The sequence below is a fragment of the Sporolactobacillus sp. STSJ-5 genome (assembly GCF_024385605.1).
Classification (GTDB): domain Bacteria; phylum Bacillota; class Bacilli; order Bacillales; family Sporolactobacillaceae; genus Sporolactobacillus.
On record NZ_JANFOJ010000012.1, the window covers coordinates 24080 to 43862 of the forward strand.

Here is a 19783-nt window from a genome sequence, read left to right on the forward strand (position 1 = left end):
CTATCCGAAAAATTTATTGATAGCGTATCAAGTGCGCCTGCACCTGTCAAGAATACGAGATAAAGTTGAATTTTTCTAATAACAATCTTATAAAATAATGGTTTTAATTCTATTTATTGCCACTCATAGCAACTCACGTTCACACAAAATCCCGCAAAAATTTTTAATTAATGGAATGTACCCATTCATTATAAACCGAATGAGAGCCATGCGCAGGTAGTTTCTTTTTCCAATCATTTTTCGACGAACGGCATCTCTAGTGGTTAAAAAGAATCGTCACCATAATCACAGAAAGCGATCAATGGTGACGTTGTTGAATTCAGTCAAAGCATACACACGATTATCAGCGAGATGAATCATCGGCCGTGTTGGTTCTTTCGCTGGTATAAAAGTTATCTCTCCGGTCTGACCGTCCGAGAGCTGGACATTCATGCCAACAAACAAGGTCATTAATTCATAACAAAATTTATCCAAAAGATAGCGAGACAATTTTCCATAAGATGAGATTCTTAAATGGTCAAGAACAGTAAGCAGGCTGCCGGTGCGTTCAGTTGTCATTTGAGTTAATAAACTGTCGCAAATGGCCAGAATCTTTCCATTCATACTCAGCTGAGAGCCGTCGATATTGAGCGGAAAACCGCTCTTATCTTCACGTTCATGGTGCTGAATGACGGCAACCAATGTCTCATCCTTAAGTGTCGGAATCCCTTTAAGCATCTTGTAACTGTCGATTACATGCCTTTCAAAAGCACTTTTTTCACTGCCGATGCGTTCTTTTTTCACAAGCAGCGATGGAGAAAGTTTGGCAAGCCCGCAATCGGCAAGCATGCCTGCAAGTCCAAGCTGAATACTTTCGCCGGAACCAAAATTTGATTTTTTGGCAAAAAAAGCAGCCAATAATCCAAAAAGAACACTGCGTTCAGCAATATTGCGAATTCGCCTATGCTTAATAAAATGGGAAGCGAGCCACATCGGATCATCAAACACGCCAGTGATCAATGGCATCATGGCAGCTCTAAAATCACCGATGGACACTCCTGCACCTGACTGCCACTGATGAAAGAAATGCTGATAGTCGCTAACCGACTGCTGATATTTCTTGTCCAATGGGCTGAGCGCAGCTTCAGGCTCTGGAACAGTCAAAGGACTGGTCTCAGGGTCATGATTTGACTCTTTCTCGATCGAACGCTTTACGGAAGACCGCACAAAATGATCAACATCAACATGTGTAATTAAAAAGGCTCTTAGAAACGCAATATGTGTTTCGTTAAGCACCGTTCCTGCTTTCATCAGCGGTTTAACCGATTTGGAATAGACATCCTTCCTCAGGATGCACCCAGCTTTAAGTTCATCGGTATTTACTATCATGCCGGCTCACCTCGCCATTCAGGTCTGTGTGTCGTTACTCTTCACTATCCTCGGGTGCTTCCGATTCTTCATCATCATTATTTTGAATGCGGGCGATTGTTGCAATGCTGTCTCCTTCATCAACTCGGATCAAGGTTACACCCATCGTATTTCTTCCGAGCTTGGAAATCCCGGATACAGGCATACGAATGATGACACCGTTCGCCGTAATAATCATGAGATCTTCCGTTTCCTCAACAGTACGCAGGGCAACCAATTCACCGTTTTTCTCCGTAATATTGCATGTCTTAAGCCCTTTGCCGCCGCGCGTCTGCAGCCGGTATTCGTCACTTGCCGTGCGTTTGCCGAATCCATTTTCCGTAACAATTAATACGTCCATACCGACATCGGCAATACCCATGCCGACAACTTCATCGCCTGCGTCTAAGGTAATTGCTTTGACACCTGCCGCTGTGCGTCCCATTGCGCGCACATCGGTTTCATGATAGCGGATGGCCATTCCTTTCTTCGTTCCGACAATTAGGTCATGACTTCCGTCTGTAAGGCGAACGGCGATGAGTTCATCCTCATCACGAACTGTAATCGCGAACAAGCCGGTCTTTCGGATATTTGAGAAATCGGAAAGAGGTGAGCGCTTTGTGATACCATTCTTTGTCAGGAAAACAAGGTAATGTTCCTCATCAAATCCTTCGACTGGGAAGAAGGCTGTAATTTTTTCGCCTTTTTCGATTTGAATTAAATTAATAATTGGAATACCCTTTGCCGTTCTGCCTAGTTCAGGGATTTGATACCCCTTCAGTTGGTAGACGCGCCCTTTATTCGTAAAGAACAGGATATGATGATGCGTGTTGGTCTGGAACAGATGCTCCACAAAGTCGTTCTCATTCGTTCCCATCGCCTGAATCCCGCGTCCGCCTCTATTCTGACTCTTGTACGTATTTACCGGCATACGTTTTACGTATCCATTATGCGAGACGGTAATGACAATGTCTTCACGCTCGATCAGATCTTCATCCTCAATTAAATCATCGCCGACTGTGATTTCTGTTCGGCGCTCGTCATTGTATTTTTCTTTGATTTCACGTAATTCTTTGCGGATGATATGCAGTACTTTTTGCTCGTCAGCAAGAATTTCCTTAAGCTCGGCAATTTTCTTGACAAGCTCTGCATATTCCTGCTCGATTTTCTCGCGTTCCAGTCCGGTCAAACGCTGCAGGCGCATATCCAAAATTGCTTGAGCCTGAATCTCGCTGAGTGAGAAGTTCTCCATTAATCCCTGACGCGCAATGTCTGCCGTTTTCGAACCGCGGATCAAGGCAATGACTTCATCCAAATGATCCAAAGCAATACGCAATCCTTCAAGTATATGCGCACGTGCCTCAGCCTTTTTCAGTTCGAATGCTGTGCGGCGGCGGATAACCGTTTCCTGATGCTCAAGGTAGTAGTGCAAGCATTCCTTCAATGTCAGAACACGCGGTCTGCCGTCTACAAGCGCCAGCATGTTAATTCCGAAGCTTGTTTGCAACCCAGTATGCTTGTACAAATTGTTAAGAAGTACATTCGCGTTCGTATCGCGGCGAACTTCAATCACCATACGCATGCCTTGGCGATCCGATTCGTCGCGCAGATCGGTAATACCTTCAATTTTCTTATCGCGAACCATTTCGGCAATTCGTTCGATCAGTTTCGCTTTATTTACCTGATATGGAAGTTCAGTCACAATAATGCTCTGTTTTCCATTCGCGTTTTCTTCAATTTCAACCTTCGCACGAACGATAATTGATCCCCGACCAGTACGGTACGCGCGGCGAATACCTTCGCGTCCTAAGATCAATCCTCCGGTCGGAAAATCAGGTCCCGGTATACATTGCATTAATTCTTCAACCGGAATTTCCGAATTCTTGCTGAGTGCCAGAACGGCATCAATGACCTCACCCAACTGGTGAGGAGGAATATTGGTCGCCATACCGACGGCAATTCCTGAAGCGCCATTGACCAGCAAGTTAGGGAAACGTGAAGGAAGCACAACCGGTTCTTCTTCGTTCTCGTCATAGTTCGGAACAAAATCAATGGTATCTTTGCGAATATCGCGTACCATTTCCATGGATATTTTCGACATGCGTGCTTCCGTATAACGCATCGCAGCTGCCGGATCACCATCGACTGAACCGAAGTTACCATGACCGTCTACTAATTCATAGCGATAGCTGAAATCCTGAGCCATACGCACCATCGTATCATAAACAGCCGAATCACCGTGCGGATGATACTTACCGATGACTTCGCCGACAATTCTCGCTGATTTCTTATAGCCCTTATCCGACGTAATGCCGAGTTCATTCATGGCGAAAAGAATTCGCCTGTGCACCGGCTTCAGGCCATCGCGCACATCAGGCAATGCGCGGCTGACGATAACGCTCATCGCGTAACTCAAGAACGAATCACGCATCTGTTTGCCTATATTGACCGGCTTGACTCGCCGTTCATCTTGCTCTGCCATTTTGTTTCCTCCTTGCTTTACTCAAAAAATTAACTCTGCAGATACTGCTGCTGATCAAACATCCAGATTTTCTGCATAACGGGCATTTTGCTGGATAAAATCACGACGCGGTTCAACCCGATCGCCCATCAGCATTTCAAACGTCTGATCCGCTTCAATCGCATCCTCAAGATTTACCTGCAGGACAAGACGATTTTCCGGATCCATGGTCGTTTCCCACAGCTGTTCCGGGTTCATTTCACCGAGACCTTTGTAGCGCTGCAATGCCGGCTTTACAGTTGGCGGCAGCTCGCTCTGAATCCTTTTTAATTCCAGATCATCATATGCATACAGAAGTGTTTTCCCGTATTGGACGCGGAAGAGAGGTGGCTGAGCAATATAAACATAGCCATTCTCAAGCAGCGGCCGCATAAAGCGATAGAAGAACGTTAACAACAGTGTACGGATATGCGCACCATCGACGTCCGCATCGGTCATAATAATAATTTTATGATATCTTGCCTTTTCCAAATTGAATTCATCGCCAATGCCGGTACCGAGCGCTGTGATCATGGCTCGGATTTCCGCATTGGACAAGATTTTGTCAAGACGGGCCTTCTCAACATTAAGAATTTTACCGCGCAGCGGGAGAATCGCTTGAAACAGGCGGTCTCTGCCTTGCTTTGCCGAACCTCCGGCTGAATCTCCTTCGACAATATATAATTCCGAGATGCTTGCGTCTTTCGATGAGCAGTCCGCAAGCTTGCCCGGAAGCGAAGATACTTCCAGGCTGCTCTTTCGCCGTGTCAACTCACGCGCTTTTTTTGCCGCCGATCTTGCTCGTGAAGCTACAATACCTTTTTCAACGATGATTCGTGCAACATCGGGATTTTCAAGTAAAAACCGCGAAAATGCTTCTGAGAAAAGTGTATCCGTGATCGTTCGTACTTCAGAGTTGCCAAGCTTGGTTTTGGTCTGTCCCTCGAATTGCGGATCCGGGTGCTTGACCGACACAATCGCGGTCAGGCCTTCGCGCACGTCGTCCCCGGTCAAATTGGAATCGCTGCCCTTTATAAATTGATTTTTGCGTCCATAATCATTAATGACACGGGTCAGGGCGACCTTAAAGCCGTATTCATGTGTGCCGCCTTCATGTGTATGGATGTTGTTGGCAAAGGAATAGAGCTGGCTTGAAAAACCGCTGTTGTATTGCATCGCGATTTCAACCTTAATGCCGTCTTTCTCACCTTCCAGATCAATCGGCTGGTGAATGACTTCCTTCGAACGATTCAAAAATTCCACGTAAGAACGGATACCGCCTTCATAGTGGAATGTTTCTTTTTTGTCCTCCGCACGCCTGTCTTCAATCGAGATCCGTATGTTCTTGTTCAGGAAGGCGAGTTCGCGTACACGTACACGAAGTGTGTCATAATCAAAAGTCGTTGTGTCCGTAAAAATTTCCGGATCCGGTTCAAAATGAGTCGTCGTTCCGGTTTTGTCAGAATCACCGATGATTTTCAGATCAGCTGCCGGCTTCCCGCGATGATATTCTTGATAATAGACATGTCCGTTCCGATAAACCTTGACCCACATTGTCGTTGAAAGGGCATTAACTACTGATGCCCCCACGCCGTGCAGTCCCCCAGAAACCTTATATCCGCCACCGCCGAATTTTCCTCCGGCATGAAGAACGGTCATAATAACTTCAACTGCGGGACGGCCCACTTTCTTTTGAATGTCAACCGGAATACCGCGGCCGTCATCCATAACGGTGATGCCGCCTTCTTTTTCAATGATTACTTGAATATGGCTGCAATAACCTGCAAGTGCTTCATCAATCGAGTTGTCCACAATTTCCCAAACCAAATGATGGAGGCCCTTTTCACTGGTCGTTCCTATGTACATGCCCGGACGTTTTCGAACAGCTTCAAGTCCCTCGAGTACTTGAATCTCACTGGCATTATAAGATTGTTTTTGTTCCTGATTCTCGCTCATCTTAACCCACCTAACTTGGTGTTATCTGAGAAACTCATAGTCTCATGGCACAGAGCCTTGATTTTGAGTTCTTTCAAACAGCCGCTTCTGCTGCCTGCGTCATTCAGATACATTCCGCCGAAGAGGGCGGAAATCCAATTACTGTTTTGTACATTCTACGTTTCCTTGATGTATTTCAAAAAGCGTTGCCCGATCAAGCAAACTATGATCCAATCCGTCGACCGATGTAGTCGTGACAAAGGTTTGAACCTTTTCCTGAAATACGCCGAGCAAATGCGTCTTTCTAATATCGTCCAGTTCACTCAATACATCATCAAGCAGGAGGATCGGATATTCACCTACTTCATGTTTGATCAATTCAATTTCCGCTAGCTTTACAGACAAGGCTGCCGTTCTCTGCTGCCCCTGAGATCCAAATGCCTGCACATCCTTCTCATTCACTAAAAAGCACAGATCATCACGATGCGGTCCGATTAAGGTTGTTCCCCTGTCCATTTCCCTTTTCTTCAAGCGCTGATAGCTGCTCTGATAGGCTTCTTCTATTTTTGACGAATCACCGCTATCTAATACCTCAGGGACTGAAGATTGATAGACAATAGATAAGTGTTCCCTGCCGTTACTGATCTCCTGCTGGATCGGTGCCGCCCACTCATTAAGCTGTCGGACAAAAACCAGTCTGCGATTAATGATTTCCGCTGCAAGCGAGATCAACCGGTCAGTCAAAATATCGAGAAAACTGCTGTCGCCTTGGGAATTGCCGAACGCCTTGCGGAGCAGTGCATTCCTCTGCTGAAGCACTTTTTGGTACTCAGCTAAATGATGCATGTAAACAGGAGCAATCTGTCCGATTTCCATGTCCATAAACCGTCTGCGCACAGCAGGGCTCCCCTTGACCAGGTTTAAATCCTCCGGAGCAAACATCACCACATTGCACAGACCGACATAATCGCTTAATCTGCGCTTCTCAAGATGATTAGCTTTTGCCTTTTTCCCTTTACCGGAAATAATTAGTTCGAGCGGTACTGATTGACCATGTTTGCCTATTCTACCCTTTATTTTACCATAATCCTGGTCCCATTGGATTAAATCTTTATCATGAGAGGTCCTCGGCGATTTTGCGATCGCCAGGACATAGATCGCTTCAAGCAAATTCGTTTTCCCCTGTGCATTCTCACCTAGAAAAACATTCACAGAGCTAGAAAAAGACAGCTGTAAGCTGTCATAATTTCGATAATGTGCCAGTTCAATCGATTCAAGATTCACAGTGGGGCGTCTCCCCTCTAATCGCGGCTGATGATGAATTCGGCCGAATCCGCAATTTTAATCCGGTCTCCCTCATGTAATTTCTTTCCCCGCCTGTTTTCGTGTTCATCATTGACAAAAATTTCTGTTTCAGCTAAAAAATGTTTGGCTTCTCCGCCTGTTTGGATTAATCCTTCAAATTTCAGCAATTGTCCGAGTGTAATGAACGTTTCTCCAGCATTTAATTTAACGTTCTTCAACGTTTTGCCTCTTTTCTTATTCAAATCAGAAATATCTAAGGCTAAACAACAAAGATTTTGCTTTGCCAACCTAGTCTTTAATTCTGTCCACGCATAAGCATCGTTTTTTTTTATTGAACATAGAATGCAGACATGGCATGAAACTGACCGCCATCCGATGTTCTCATTCACTTTAGAAGGTTCGGATCGGCAAAATCAGCATCAATATATTTTCATCACCGATTGGACGGATAATAATCGGTCTCATTGGTCCGGCAAAATGAATGCGAACGGTTTGAGCGTCGACCTTGCTCAGCGCGTCCATCATGAATTTGGCACTGAAAGAAATACGCAGCGGATCACCTTCAAATTTTTCTGTAACGAGTGTTTCATAGACACGCCCCAGTTCAAGAGATTGGGATGAAATTTCTACCTGATTACCTTCTGCACGCAGTTTAACCACATTGTTCCGCTCTTCTTTTGCGAGAAGAGATGCACGTTCGATTGCGTGATACAGTGCCTTGGTTCCCAAATCAATGGTCGTCTTGCTGTCATTCGGAATCAATCTGCTTGTATCCGGATAATTTCCATCAAGCAGACGCGAATAGAATTGTACGTTATGGCTTTTAAATAGAATTTGATTGTTCGTCATGACAATGTCCACCATTTGTTCATCGTCATCATCAAGGATTTTAGAAAGCTCATTCAAGCTTGGACCCGGAATGACAAGGGTATGAGTACCGGATTCTTCAGCATCTTCGATCGTTACCGAGCGCTGAGCGAGCCGATGACTGTCGGTTGCGACACAGCTCAATCGACCGTCCTGAATGATCCATTTCACTCCGGTTAGGACAGGACGTGTTTCTGTAACTGCTACGGCATAAACGGTTTGCTTGACCAAATCTTTCAGCAGATCTTTTCGAATTCTGAACACATCGTTTTCGTTAATAATCGGCAGATTCGGATATTCTTCCGGATCAAGTCCGTTCAGGCTGAATTCCGTTGCTCCTGAAATAATTTTCGTGATCAGTCTGCTGTCTACTTCAATATGAACTTCGTCATCAGGAAGCTTACGTACAAGTTCGGAAAAAAGTCGAGATGGCAAGACAATTTGTCCCGGAGTATTGATCGTCGCATTTTCATTACCATCTTCTTCAAGAGGAATGAATGATTTAATTGATATATCCGAGTTGCTGCCAGTCAAGGTAATGCCGTCTGATCCGGATGTAATTTTTACACCGGTAAGTATTGGCATTGTTGTTTTCGACGATATAGCTTTCATGACGCGATTTACTGCATCGACAAGTTTTTCCTTCTGTACGGTACATTCCATAGCGAGCGCTGCATTTGGATTTGTGTCTTGCATTTCTTGCATCCTTGTTGCCTCCAAATCTTATATTAAGAAATTAAAAAATAGTAATCATAATAGTAGGGCTTGTGAATATGTTAGTAAGTCCGATAAACTGTGATGATTCTTTTTATCCACATGTTGATAAGCTGTGGATAAAATTGGGGGTGTGCCGGATAATTATACACACCCCTGTCAGTAAAAAAATGCATTTCATTGTTTAAATTTTAAATCAGTTATGCCTTAATCGGAGCTTTTAACTGATCGATGAGCGCGTTCACTTTTTTCTGAAGGTCACGATCAACCGAGAGCTGTTTTGTAATTTTTTCATGAGCATGGATAACGGTCGTATGATCGCGGCCGCCAAATTCTTCGCCGATTTTGGGCAGTGAACAGTCGGTCAGCTCCCGTGACAAATACATAGCGATCTGCCGTGGAAAAGCAATCGATTTCGTCCGTTTTTTCGCAGCAAAATCCTCTAATTTCAAATGATACTCCTCGCCTACAGCAACCTGGATATCTTGAATGGTTATTGTTTTGGGACGAGCAGACGGAATGATATCTTTTAGAGCTTCCGCTGCTAAATCGACATTTATATCCTGGTTGTTCAAAGAAGAGAATGCGATCACACGGATCAGCGCGCCTTCAAGTTCACGAATGTTCGTATCAATTTGGTTAGCAATGTAGATCATGACTTCATTCGGAATATCAAGGCCTTCCGCTTTCGCCTTTTTGCGCAGAATCGCAATTCGAGTCTCTAAATCAGGCGGCGTAATATCTGTAATCAGACCCCACTCAAATCGGGAACGAAGCCGATCTTCAAGCGTTGGAATCTCTTTTGGCGGCCGATCGCTGGAAATGACAATTTGCTTGTATTCTTCGTGAAGCGCATTAAACGTATGAAAAAATTCTTCCTGAGTTTGTTCTTTTCCCGCAAGAAATTGAATATCATCAATCAGGAGCACGTCAACACTTCGATATTTATTGCGAAATTCGACGGTTTTATTGTCACGAATCGAGTTAATAAATTCATTCGTGAATTTCTCGGAAGAAAGATAGACAACGCGTGCCGATGGGTTGTGCTCGATCACGTAGTGACCGATCGCATGCATCAAATGCGTTTTTCCAAGACCAACGCCTCCATAAATAAACAGAGGGTTATAAGCTTTGGCTGGAGCCTCGGCCACGGCTAAAGAAGCGGCATGGGCGAATCGGTTACCTGAGCCGATGACAAAGGTTTCGAACGTATTCTTTGAATTGAGCATACTATTGCCCAAATCTTCCATACGATGCTGATTCCTTTGACTCATACCCCCGAAAGGATTGCCATGGCCATTTGGGCTGAAATTCATTTCATCACTCTTTCCTTTATTCTGTGTGGCAGGCGAGGCGTCACTGTTGTTGTGCCGACTTGGGATGACAAATTGGACATTGTAGCGTGAGCCTGTGATCTCATAAAGAATGTCGGAAATGAGTTTGGCATAATGCTCTTCAAGCCAATCGCGTGAAAATTCATTTGGAACGCTGACAATCATGATCTGCCCCTTAATTGATTGTGCGCGCGTTTCCTTAAGCCAAGTTTCAAAACTGGGCTTGCTCAGCTTCTTTTTAATGATATCCAGTGTTTGAACCCATAGTTCTTGAAGGTTGTTCAAGGTATAGCTGCCCTCCCTAAAATTGCATCAACACATTGAAAATCCAACCTGCTTGAGAGCAGCCCAGCCGAAGTCTTGCGGCAAGTTACGGCTCTGCAACCGAAAAAAAGGAATAAAAAATTTGCCGAGCAGCCCAGTTGGCGTCTTGCGGCTAGTTCACTATTCGGGCAGAAAACATACAGGGATTTCCATGCAGGCAATCGTATCATAAAAATTTTCTCATTCATTTAGTTCCCAATTTATCCACAAGCGCCCAAGTGGGAAGAAAGTTCGAAGCAACTTGAAAGTTTGAAAGTTATCAACATGGTGCATATGCTGTGGATAACTGTGAATCACAGGTGTTAGCATCTGTCCACAAAATTATCCACAGCTGGTGGAAAACTTTATTTGAATTCCTTGTTTTGCCTAAATAAATGCACTATGATCATATCAAAAATTTGCTTTTAAAGCAATGATCGACAAATGTTATCCACAGTGGATATCTTTACGCACAATAAGGTTATGCACAGGGGGCTGATATGTGAAAAAAATGTCGATAAATGGTGTGGAAAAAATAATTTGTCAAAAAATAATCCACAGATTGCGATGGATAAATCAGAAACGGCTATTTATTGACTTTTTGGCATGAACTATTTATAATGAGTCAGACTGGTTTTACAAATAAGCCGATGAACGATTGAGGCTGAAGAATGAGAGAAAAGAGACATGGCGAATCCAGTCGAAGATGCATGGGCGGCGGAAAAACCACAACCTACTGGATCTCATTCTCGTCATGGTGACTTTTGACAGGTCGGCTGAATGGATAAAATGAGCGAGTGATTAATTCGCGATCAAACATTTGATTTGTCGGCAATCTAAAATTAATACAGGAGGTGTATCCATTGAAACGTACTTTTCAACCGAATAACCGTAAGAGGAAAAAAGTTCACGGCTTCCGTGCGCGTATGGCAACAGCTAACGGCCGCAAGGTTTTAGCAGCTCGCCGCCGCAAGGGAAGAAAAGTTCTGTCTGCATAAAGCCACTGTGTGAAGAGCAGTGGTTTTTTTACACGAAGAAAGGGAAAAGATGGACTGATCTCGTGTATAGGACAGAGGGCATTATGCTTGTTAAAAAAAGCTTGCTATTTAATAGATGATTAAACGTCGGCAGAATTGAGTATCATGGGTCGGGTGGGGGATTAAAGAGGATTGTGTTCGCGCTGTGATTCGATCAATCAATTTGCGTCTGCATTTTCCTTTAAACAGCCTTGTCATTCCGATCTTTCTTTATACTGAAGGTAGTATAAAAGGATAAGAACGGTTTTTGAATAGACCAAATGCAATGTTCATGGCCGCTCTCATAACATTTGCGATTAACTCATAAGTTGAGGCGTCCCACATGGAGGGACAACATGAAAACATTAAAACGATTAAAAAAGAATCAAGATTTTCAAGTGGTATTTAAAGAGGGCAAATCTTTTGCAAACCGGCAGTTTGTCGTCTATGTGCTTAAACATAACGGCAAGCCTTATTCAAGACTGGGTCTGTCGGTGAGTAAAAAGATGGGCAATGCCGTTATGAGAAACCATATTAAACGCTATATAAAAGCAATTTTTCGCGAATTTGCGGACAGGCTTGAGGTAGAAAATGATTATATTATTATCTCACGAAAACCTGTCAGTACCATGTCTCACGATGAAATGCAGAAAAGCTTGGAACATGTGCTGAAGAAAGCACGTGTCCTTTCAAATTCTGGCAAGGTGTCGCAAGTATGAAACACGTATTTATTTTTATTATTCGTTTGTATCAACGGTTTATTTCTCCTTATACACCGCCAACCTGTCGTTTTTACCCCACCTGCTCAAACTATGCAGTTGAGGCATTAACGAGGTTTGGAGTATTTAAAGGGGGATGGCTGTCGATCAAACGTTTATTAAAATGTCAGCCTTTTCATCCGGGAGGGATTGATCCTGTCCCCGAAAAGTGCTCCCATAAACAGACGGGCATGTTGAGACATCGTTCGGATCGATCGAGGAGGTAGTGTTTTGAAAAAAAAGGTTTTTGCTGTCAGTTCATTGATTTTTATGGCATTACTGCTTGCAGGATGTACCGATCTTAACAAACCAATTAATGATGAAAGTACAGGTTTTTGGAGTCAGTGGTTTGTTTTGCCGCTTTCAAAATTTATCATTGAAGTTGCACACCTTTTATGGAACAGTTACGGACTTGCCATTATTGTAACAACGCTTATCGTCCGTCTGGTTTTGATGCCGTTGATGGCCAAGCAGGTTAAAAGTTCGCGTGCGATGCAAGAATTGCAACCTAAAATTAAAGAATTGCAGAAAAAGTATAGTTCGAAAGACCAGAATACACAGAAGAAGCTTCAAGAAGAGCAGATGAAGCTTTTCCAACAAAATCATGTGAATCCACTTGCAGGCTGTTTGCCAATCTTGATTCAGATGCCGATTTTGTTTGCTTTTTACCAGGCAATCATGAGAACGTCGGAAATCAAGACACAATCGTTCCTGTGGTTCCAGCTCGGTTCTGCAGATCCGTTCTACATTTTGCCGGTCATTGCTGCGGCGACGACATTCCTGCAGCAGAAGATTATGATGGGCAGAATGGGGAATACGAATCCTCAGATGGCGATGATGATGTATGTGTTCCCAATTATGATTGCCGTTCCGGCGTTCTATTTTCCATCGGCACTGGCACTTTACTGGGTTGTCGGTAATATTTTCATGATTTTCCAGACTTACATTATCTATGAAAAGAAAGACGATGACCAAAAGGATCAAAAGCCTGCAGGAGGCGCCAAGCAGAAGTGAGGGAAGTAACCAAGTATGGAAAGACGGTTGCAGAAGCGGTTTCCAGCGCCCTTAATGAATTAAACGCGACTTCAGATCAAACAGATGTTCAAATTCTTGAGAAACCGAGACCTGGTTTTTTCGGAATTGGTGCGCGGAAAGCGCTTGTCAAGGTTACTATGACTAAGACACCTTTTGATTACGGTATTGACTATTTAAACGAGATCATTAAGAAAAGCGGTTTGACAGTTCATGTTCAGGTTGAGGAACGCAGCAGACGTGTTTGCCGTTGTACACTTTCTGGGAAAGATGCGGCTCAATTCATTGGTAAGCACGGTAAGACATTGAACGCACTCCAATTTTTAGTTGATCGTGTTGTGAACAGCGATGCTGAGCACCGAATGAACATTATACTTGATGCTGAAAATTATCGAGACACGCGCAAAAAAGCACTCATTACGCTTGCCAAGCGTATTGCGGAAAAGACAGTGAAAACAGGTCTTCCACATCGTTTGGAACCGATGCCTGCGTTTGAACGAAAGATCGTGCACAATGCTTTGGCTAAGTGCAACAAGGTACGGACCTTTTCAAACGGTGAGGAACCAAGACGTTACTTAACAGTTGCTCCGCGTTCATAAATGACAAATCAATTGAAAAAGCGCGCAAATTGTGCGCTTTTTTTGCAAGCAAAGAAAGTATATGATTTTCGCCAAAGCCAAAGGTTGTGAGCCAAACGCGCAGGTGCGAGACTCCTGCGGAGCGGCTCTGTTGATCGCAGGCCAGGGGAGACCCCGCAGGTATTAGTTTGCTTGAGGAGGCTCCCGGACTGCCCGCGGTCGCGCTCAGTTGATGCGAGCAACCGGAGCGTAATCAAAATCCGGCATGATTTAAGGACCGGGCGCTTTTTGCCCGGTTTTTCTTATACAAGAGGAAGTAACTAATAGATAAGAGATTAGTGGTGCTTCGTATTAAGGAGTTTTAGTTGAAAATAAACAAGAATTCTCTAAGATTTTTCATTTATTGGGTAAATAATGTATGATAGTCTTTGAAAAAGTTTCCCTTGTAATAAATCGTTCCTCGACTCGGATCAGGGGAACGTTAATAATATAAAAATGGTTTGTTTCATGATTCACGGATGAATTATAGGAAGCGATTAATGAAAGACGGAATGAGAAAGGAGTGATAAAATTGGATTATGATACGATTGCCGCTATTTCGACTCCGACTGGCGAGGGAGCGATTAGCATTGTGAGACTGAGCGGTTCTGAAGCCGTTGCCGCAGCCGATCGGCTTTTTCAAGGTGGGAAAGCGTTACGCGATGTAGGCAGTCACACAATTCATTATGGCAAGATTGTGGATCCGGAGACGAAGAAGACGGTTGAGGAAGTTATGGTTTCAGTGATGAGAAAACCGAAAACCTTTACTCGTGAAGACGTGGTCGAAATTAATTGCCATGGAGGTCTGACAAGTGTCAACCGTGTTCTTGAACTCGTGTTGGACCAGAACGTCCGTCTTGCGGAGCCGGGAGAGTTTACAAAACGCGCATTTTTAAATGGGCGTATTGATCTGTCACAGGCTGAGGCAGTTATGGATCTGATTCGTGCAAAGACCGATCAAGCCATGAATGTTGCGTTGAATCAGATGGAAGGAAAGCTGTCGATCTTGATTCGAAAGCTTAGGCAGCAATTGCTTGATATATTAGCTGCTGTAGAAGTGAATATTGACTATCCGGAATATGATGATGCAGAAGTGATGACGAATAATATTCTTTTTGAAAAAGCATCTGCAGTTCGCCATCAGCTTGATCGTGTGCTTTCAACAGCAAGACAGGGCAAGATTTTACGCGAAGGATTATCTACGGTAATCATCGGAAGACCGAATGTCGGCAAGTCTTCTTTGCTGAATCAGTTGGTCCATGAGTCTAAAGCCATTGTCACTAATGTGCCGGGGACAACACGTGATGTGATTGAGGAGTATGTCAATGTCCGCGGTGTTCCGTTAAAGCTGGTGGATACTGCGGGAATCCGCGATACCGAAGATTTGGTTGAGAAAATCGGTGTGTCACGTTCAAAGGAACTATTGAAAACCGCAGAACTTGTTCTGTTATTGATTAATAGTCATGAAGCACTTACAGATGAGGACCGCATGCTGTTTCAACTGATCGGGACAACGCCTGCAATTATTTTGTTAAATAAGGCTGACTTGACAATGAATGTTTCCATTGATGAGGTCAGGGAACTCGCCGGGAGCAACCCGGTACTCCGAACGTCAATGATCGATGATAAAGGACTGGAAGAGTTGGAACAAGCGATCGCTTCCTTGTTCTTCAGTAATAGTGTAACGTCAAACGGTGAGGCATATGTTTCGAATACACGTCATATTGCATTATTGAAACAAGCACGTTCAGCGATTACGGACGCGATTGATGCGGCCCAACAAGGTATACCAGTTGATATGACTCAAATTGATATTAAGCGGACATGGGATCTGCTTGGCGAAATTGTTGGCGACACGGTGTCGGACAGTCTGATCAATGAGTTGTTCTCGAAATTTTGCTTAGGGAAATAAACTGCTCTGCAGTTTTAAATAGAACGATACTATTGTGTATGAAAGAGAATGGAGGATCAGAAATGAAATCATATGAGGCCGGTACTTATGATGTGATTGTTGTCGGTGCCGGACATGCCGGAGTTGAAGCTGGACTTGCGTCGGCACGAATCGGTGCGAAAACGCTGATGTTGACGATCAGTTTGGAAGGTGTGGCTTTTATGCCATGCAATCCGTCAGTCGGAGGCCCGGCAAAGGGTGTTGTTGTTCGCGAGATTGATGCGCTCGGCGGTGAGATGGGGCACAATATTGATAAGACCTATATTCAGATGAGAATGCTGAATACAAGAAAGGGCCCTGCAGTTCGTGCACTCAGAGCACAGGCAGATAAACAACTTTATCAACGCGCCATGAAAGAAACGATCGAAGAAACAGAGAATCTTACCTTGAGGCAAGGTATGGTCGATCATCTGCTTGTTGAAGACGGCGTCTGCAAAGGTGTGGTTGTTGCAACGGGAGCAGCCTATCGCGCGAAGGCTGTTGTCCTAACAACAGGCGTCTATCTAAAAGGAAAAATTATAATCGGCGAGCTGCAGTATGAGAGCGGACCGAATAATATGCAGGCTTCCGTTAAATTGTCCGATCACCTAAAGGAGCTTGGTTTTGATCTTGTACGCTTTAAAACTGGGACGCCGCCTCGGGTGAATGGGCGTACAGTAGATTATTCCAAGACGGAAATTCAGCCGGGTGACGAAGCACCGCTCGCTTTTTCCTTTGACACGAAGGAATTTATTAAAGAACAAATTCCTTGCTGGCTGACGTACACGAATTTGGAGACACATAGAATTATACAAGAGAACCTAGATCGTTCACCGATTTTCTCCGGAGCAATTGTTGGAACGGGTCCCCGGTACTGCCCGTCAATCGAAACCAAAATTGTTCGATTTAATGATAAAAACCGGCATCAGCTGTTTCTTGAACCAGAAGGAAAAGCAACAAAAGAGGTTTATGTGGACGGCTTATCGACAAGCATGCCGGAAGAAATTCAGCGAAAAATGCTTGCAACCATTCCAGGACTTGAAAAAGCCGAAATGATGCGGCCAGGCTATGCAATTGAATATGATGCAATTGTGCCGACCCAGCTTTGGCCATCGCTGGAAACGAAGAAAATCAGCGGTCTGTTTACTGCCGGACAGATTAACGGTACTTCCGGATATGAGGAAGCGGCCGGACAAGGCCTGATGGGCGGAATTAATGCAGCAAGAAAAGCACTCGGCAAAGAGCCTTTGATTCTTGATCGCTCTGAGGCTTATATTGGTGTACTGATTGATGACTTGGTAACAAAGGGAACAAAAGAACCTTATCGTTTGCTCACTTCACGTGCTGAATATCGTTTACTGCTCCGACATGATAATGCAGATCTGCGTTTGACGGAAATTGGACATGATATTGGCTTAATCCCTGAAGAACGCTATGAACGTTTTACTGTCAAGAGGAAGTTGATCGAGCAGGAGCGGCATTATTTTTCTGCAACAACCATTAAGCCATCAGAGCAAGTGGACGAACTGCTTAAGGATAAGGGAGCTGCTTCACTAAGAGAACCGATGAAAGCCGATCGATTGCTGAAACGGCCTGAGTTATCTTATCAAGATGTGGCTTCACTCCTTCCCGAACATGGTGAAATTCCTGCAGATGTTGGCGAACAGGTTGAAATTCAAGTGAAGTATGAAGGGTACATCAGTAAGCAATTGCAGCAGGTTGAAAAGATGAAACGAATGGAAAAGAAGAAAATTCCTCAGAATCTGGATTACGAGAAGATTGACGGTATTGCTACAGAAGCTCGGCAGAAATTAGCGAAAGTGCGGCCGATATCTGTGGGACAGGCATCACGTGTGTCCGGTGTCAATCCGAGTGATGTTGCCATTTTGCTTGTTTATCTGGAAGAGGGCAAATTAGCGAGAAGAACAGGCTGATCGTTTGCAGGAGGATGCTATGGACGGTTTAGAAAAACTGTTGAGTGAAAAAAACATTCAATTATCTGAGTTGCAAATTGATCAATTTCAACTCTATTATGAAATGCTGATTGAATGGAATAAGAAAATGAATTTAACAGCAATAACGGATCCGAATGAAGTTATGATTAAACATTTTTTCGACTCACTGACCCCTTGTTTTTACTTTTCGATTCAAGAGGTGCAAACGCTCTGCGATGTTGGATCCGGTGCCGGTTTTCCCGGAATTCCTATGAAAATCCTGTTTCCTAGGCTTAAGCTGACCATTGTTGATTCGCTGCAAAAAAGATTAACCTTTCTGCAGGCAGTAGTTGACAAACTTGGATTGGACTATGTAACACTTTGCCATGATCGCGCTGAGGATTTTGCGCGGAAGCCGGGCATACGTGAAAGTTTTGACCTCGTGACTGCGCGGGCGGTTGCTAAATTGTCCGTACTTTCAGAGTACTGCTTGCCGCTGGTTTGCCTTGGCGGGAGTTTTATTGCGCTTAAAGGAAGCAGTGCGGAGGATGAGGTTCAACAGGCGGAGAATGCAATGAAGCAACTAGGTGGAAAATTAATTCGTGTCGTAACACTTGATCTTCCAGAAAATAATGGAAAAAGATCACTGGTGCGCATTGATAAAATTTCACCAACTGCAAAAAAATACCCTAGAAAACCGGGTATTCCAATGAAAAGTCCACTTTAATTGTTCCACGTGGAACATTCACAGCAGGAATTGTTGTTTGCGAGAAGAATAGTAAAGTCAGAGAGCTAAGGTGGTGGTGCGAGCATGAAAAATCATTTTTCAAAGATTTTCAATCATAACGAACAGGAAGAAACAGCAGCTGCTTTAGATGCGGAGCAGGAACTTGAGCAAGCAAGGGTCCAGGAGATCAAGGTTGCATTAATAACACCGAATCAGTATCAGCCGCGCTCTGTCTTTGATCCAGAAAAAATTCATGAACTAGCGGCTACAATTGAAGAACATGGAGTGATTCAACCGATTGTGCTTCGACCAACCGGAGATAAATATGAAATTATTGCCGGCGAGCGTCGTTGGAGGGCTGTTTCATCTCTCGGTTGGGAAACAATACCCGCAATTATTAAACCTTTAAATGATGATCAATCGGCTTCAATTGCGTTAATTGAAAACTTGCAGAGAGAAGAATTAACGGCGATTGAAGAGGCAATGGCTTATGCACGGCTCATTGATATACACGGACTGACTCAAGAAAGCCTAGCGACTAAACTGGGCAGGGGACAGTCAACAATTGCAAACAAACTGCGATTGTTGAAATTACCATCATCTGTTCAAAGTGCCATACTCGAAAAGAAGATTTCTGAACGTCATGCACGTGCGTTAATTATTCTTAAGGATCCAGGTATGCAGGAAAAAATGCTTAATGAGATCATATCAAAGCAGCTAAACGTGAAGCAGACCGAAGCGAAAGTGAAGCACTACCTGGAGAAAAGTGCTGTTAATAAAGCGGACGATGAAAAAAAGAATAGACGATTTTCACTGAGCAGAGACTCGAGAATTGCAGTCAATACAATTAGACAATCCGTTCATATGGTCACTGACTCCGGACTGGATATTGACACACAAGAACAAGATATGGGCGATTATTATCAATTTACCATACGTATTCCAAAGAAAAAATAAAGATGATTTAAGGAGGGCCATCAATGATGATGGTTCTTTTTTTACAAATTAAGAAAGTATAAGATTTTGCCCCATATTTAAACGAATAAACCAGTGTCTTGACCGAGAATCAAAGCGGAGGTGCGAGACGCCTGCGGGATCAGGTGCCAGCGAAACCTCGCTAATTTCTGCTTGTCTGAGGAGGCTCGTGGTGCGCCCGCGGTCGCGCTCAGTTGATGCGAGCAACCGAAGTGATGATTCAGCACCATAAAGACACAAATCAATGCTAAAAAAAGGGAACTTTCGCAAGTGTAAAGGAGCTTTCGCTAACTACGCATACGTCCTGTATGCAACGCGAAAGCCATCACGTCCTGTGAAAGTAAGGACCGAGCGTTTTTTGCCCGGTTTTTCTTACAAGTAAAGAAAGTATAAGATTTTACCCCATATTTAAACGAATAAACCAGTGTCTTGACCGAGAATCAAAGCGGA

At 43.9% G+C, this 19783-nt stretch carries 16 protein-coding genes; 9 read left to right on the top strand and 7 right to left on the bottom strand.

Features of this window, described 5'->3' with window-relative positions:
• Positions 1-285: 285 nt before the first annotated feature.
• From NOM01_RS11780 to dnaA, 7 genes are all read right to left on the bottom strand, one after another.
• Entirely contained in the window at positions 286-1368 is a 1083-nt protein-coding gene (locus NOM01_RS11780) for an HD-GYP domain-containing protein (RefSeq protein ID WP_255748678.1), read from the bottom strand.
• Positions 1369-1402: 34 nt separating this feature from the next.
• A complete protein-coding gene (gene gyrA / locus NOM01_RS11785) occupies positions 1403-3868 on the bottom strand; it encodes a DNA gyrase subunit A (RefSeq protein ID WP_255748679.1) in 2466 nt (821 codons plus the stop codon).
• 54 nt (positions 3869-3922) lie between these two features.
• Complete coding sequence (gyrB, locus tag NOM01_RS11790; RefSeq protein WP_255748680.1) at positions 3923-5842, bottom strand: DNA topoisomerase (ATP-hydrolyzing) subunit B; 1920 nt, start codon at positions 5840-5842, stop codon at positions 3923-3925.
• A gap of 138 nt (positions 5843-5980) precedes the next feature.
• The gene (recF, locus tag NOM01_RS11795; protein WP_255748681.1) at positions 5981-7105 is read right to left on the bottom strand and encodes a DNA replication/repair protein RecF; all 1125 of its coding nucleotides are present in this window, start codon (positions 7103-7105) and stop codon (positions 5981-5983) included.
• 17 nt (positions 7106-7122) lie between these two features.
• Entirely contained in the window at positions 7123-7344 is a 222-nt protein-coding gene (gene yaaA, locus NOM01_RS11800) for a S4 domain-containing protein YaaA (RefSeq protein WP_255748682.1), read from the bottom strand.
• 172 nt (positions 7345-7516) lie between these two features.
• On the bottom strand, positions 7517-8698 hold the full coding sequence (dnaN, locus tag NOM01_RS11805) for a DNA polymerase III subunit beta (protein ID WP_370646084.1): 1182 nt from the start codon (positions 8696-8698) through the stop codon (positions 7517-7519).
• 209 nt (positions 8699-8907) lie between these two features.
• Positions 8908-10326 carry a chromosomal replication initiator protein DnaA gene (dnaA, locus tag NOM01_RS11810; RefSeq protein ID WP_255748683.1) on the bottom strand — a complete coding sequence of 473 codons (1419 nt, stop codon included), beginning with the start codon at positions 10324-10326 and terminating at the stop codon, positions 8908-8910.
• Between the two features lie 881 nt (positions 10327-11207).
• Between dnaA and rpmH the strand changes: the two genes are divergently transcribed.
• The 9 genes from rpmH (at position 11208) to noc (ending at position 19315) form a co-directional block, all read left to right on the top strand.
• Complete coding sequence (rpmH, locus tag NOM01_RS11815; protein ID WP_010025605.1) at positions 11208-11342, top strand: 50S ribosomal protein L34; 135 nt, start codon at positions 11208-11210, stop codon at positions 11340-11342.
• Positions 11343-11716: 374 nt separating this feature from the next.
• Positions 11717-12079, top strand: a complete 363-nt coding sequence (rnpA, locus tag NOM01_RS11820; protein ID WP_255748684.1) for a ribonuclease P protein component — start codon at positions 11717-11719, stop codon at positions 12077-12079.
• Positions 12076-12345: a membrane protein insertion efficiency factor YidD gene (gene yidD / locus NOM01_RS11825; protein ID WP_255748685.1), complete on the top strand. Its 270-nt coding sequence runs from the start codon at positions 12076-12078 to the stop codon at positions 12343-12345. The genes rnpA and yidD overlap by 4 nt, the downstream gene beginning before the upstream one ends.
• A gap of 4 nt (positions 12346-12349) precedes the next feature.
• Positions 12350-13132: a membrane protein insertase YidC gene (gene yidC, locus NOM01_RS11830; RefSeq protein WP_255748686.1), complete on the top strand. Its 783-nt coding sequence runs from the start codon at positions 12350-12352 to the stop codon at positions 13130-13132.
• Positions 13129-13749, top strand: a complete 621-nt coding sequence (gene jag, locus NOM01_RS11835) for an RNA-binding cell elongation regulator Jag/EloR (RefSeq protein ID WP_255748687.1) — start codon at positions 13129-13131, stop codon at positions 13747-13749. The genes yidC and jag overlap by 4 nt, the downstream gene beginning before the upstream one ends.
• A 550-nt stretch (positions 13750-14299) precedes the next feature.
• Positions 14300-15679: a tRNA uridine-5-carboxymethylaminomethyl(34) synthesis GTPase MnmE gene (mnmE, locus tag NOM01_RS11840; RefSeq protein ID WP_255748688.1), complete on the top strand. Its 1380-nt coding sequence runs from the start codon at positions 14300-14302 to the stop codon at positions 15677-15679.
• Positions 15680-15741: 62 nt separating this feature from the next.
• On the top strand, positions 15742-17631 hold the full coding sequence (gene mnmG / locus NOM01_RS11845; RefSeq protein ID WP_255748689.1) for a tRNA uridine-5-carboxymethylaminomethyl(34) synthesis enzyme MnmG: 1890 nt from the start codon (positions 15742-15744) through the stop codon (positions 17629-17631).
• A 19-nt stretch (positions 17632-17650) separates the two neighbouring features.
• Positions 17651-18358, top strand: coding sequence for a 16S rRNA (guanine(527)-N(7))-methyltransferase RsmG (gene rsmG, locus NOM01_RS11850; RefSeq protein WP_255748690.1), 708 nt, complete (start codon positions 17651-17653; stop codon positions 18356-18358).
• 84 nt (positions 18359-18442) lie between these two features.
• Positions 18443-19315: a nucleoid occlusion protein gene (noc, locus tag NOM01_RS11855; RefSeq protein ID WP_255748691.1), complete on the top strand. Its 873-nt coding sequence runs from the start codon at positions 18443-18445 to the stop codon at positions 19313-19315.
• Positions 19316-19783: the final 468 nt, after the last annotated feature.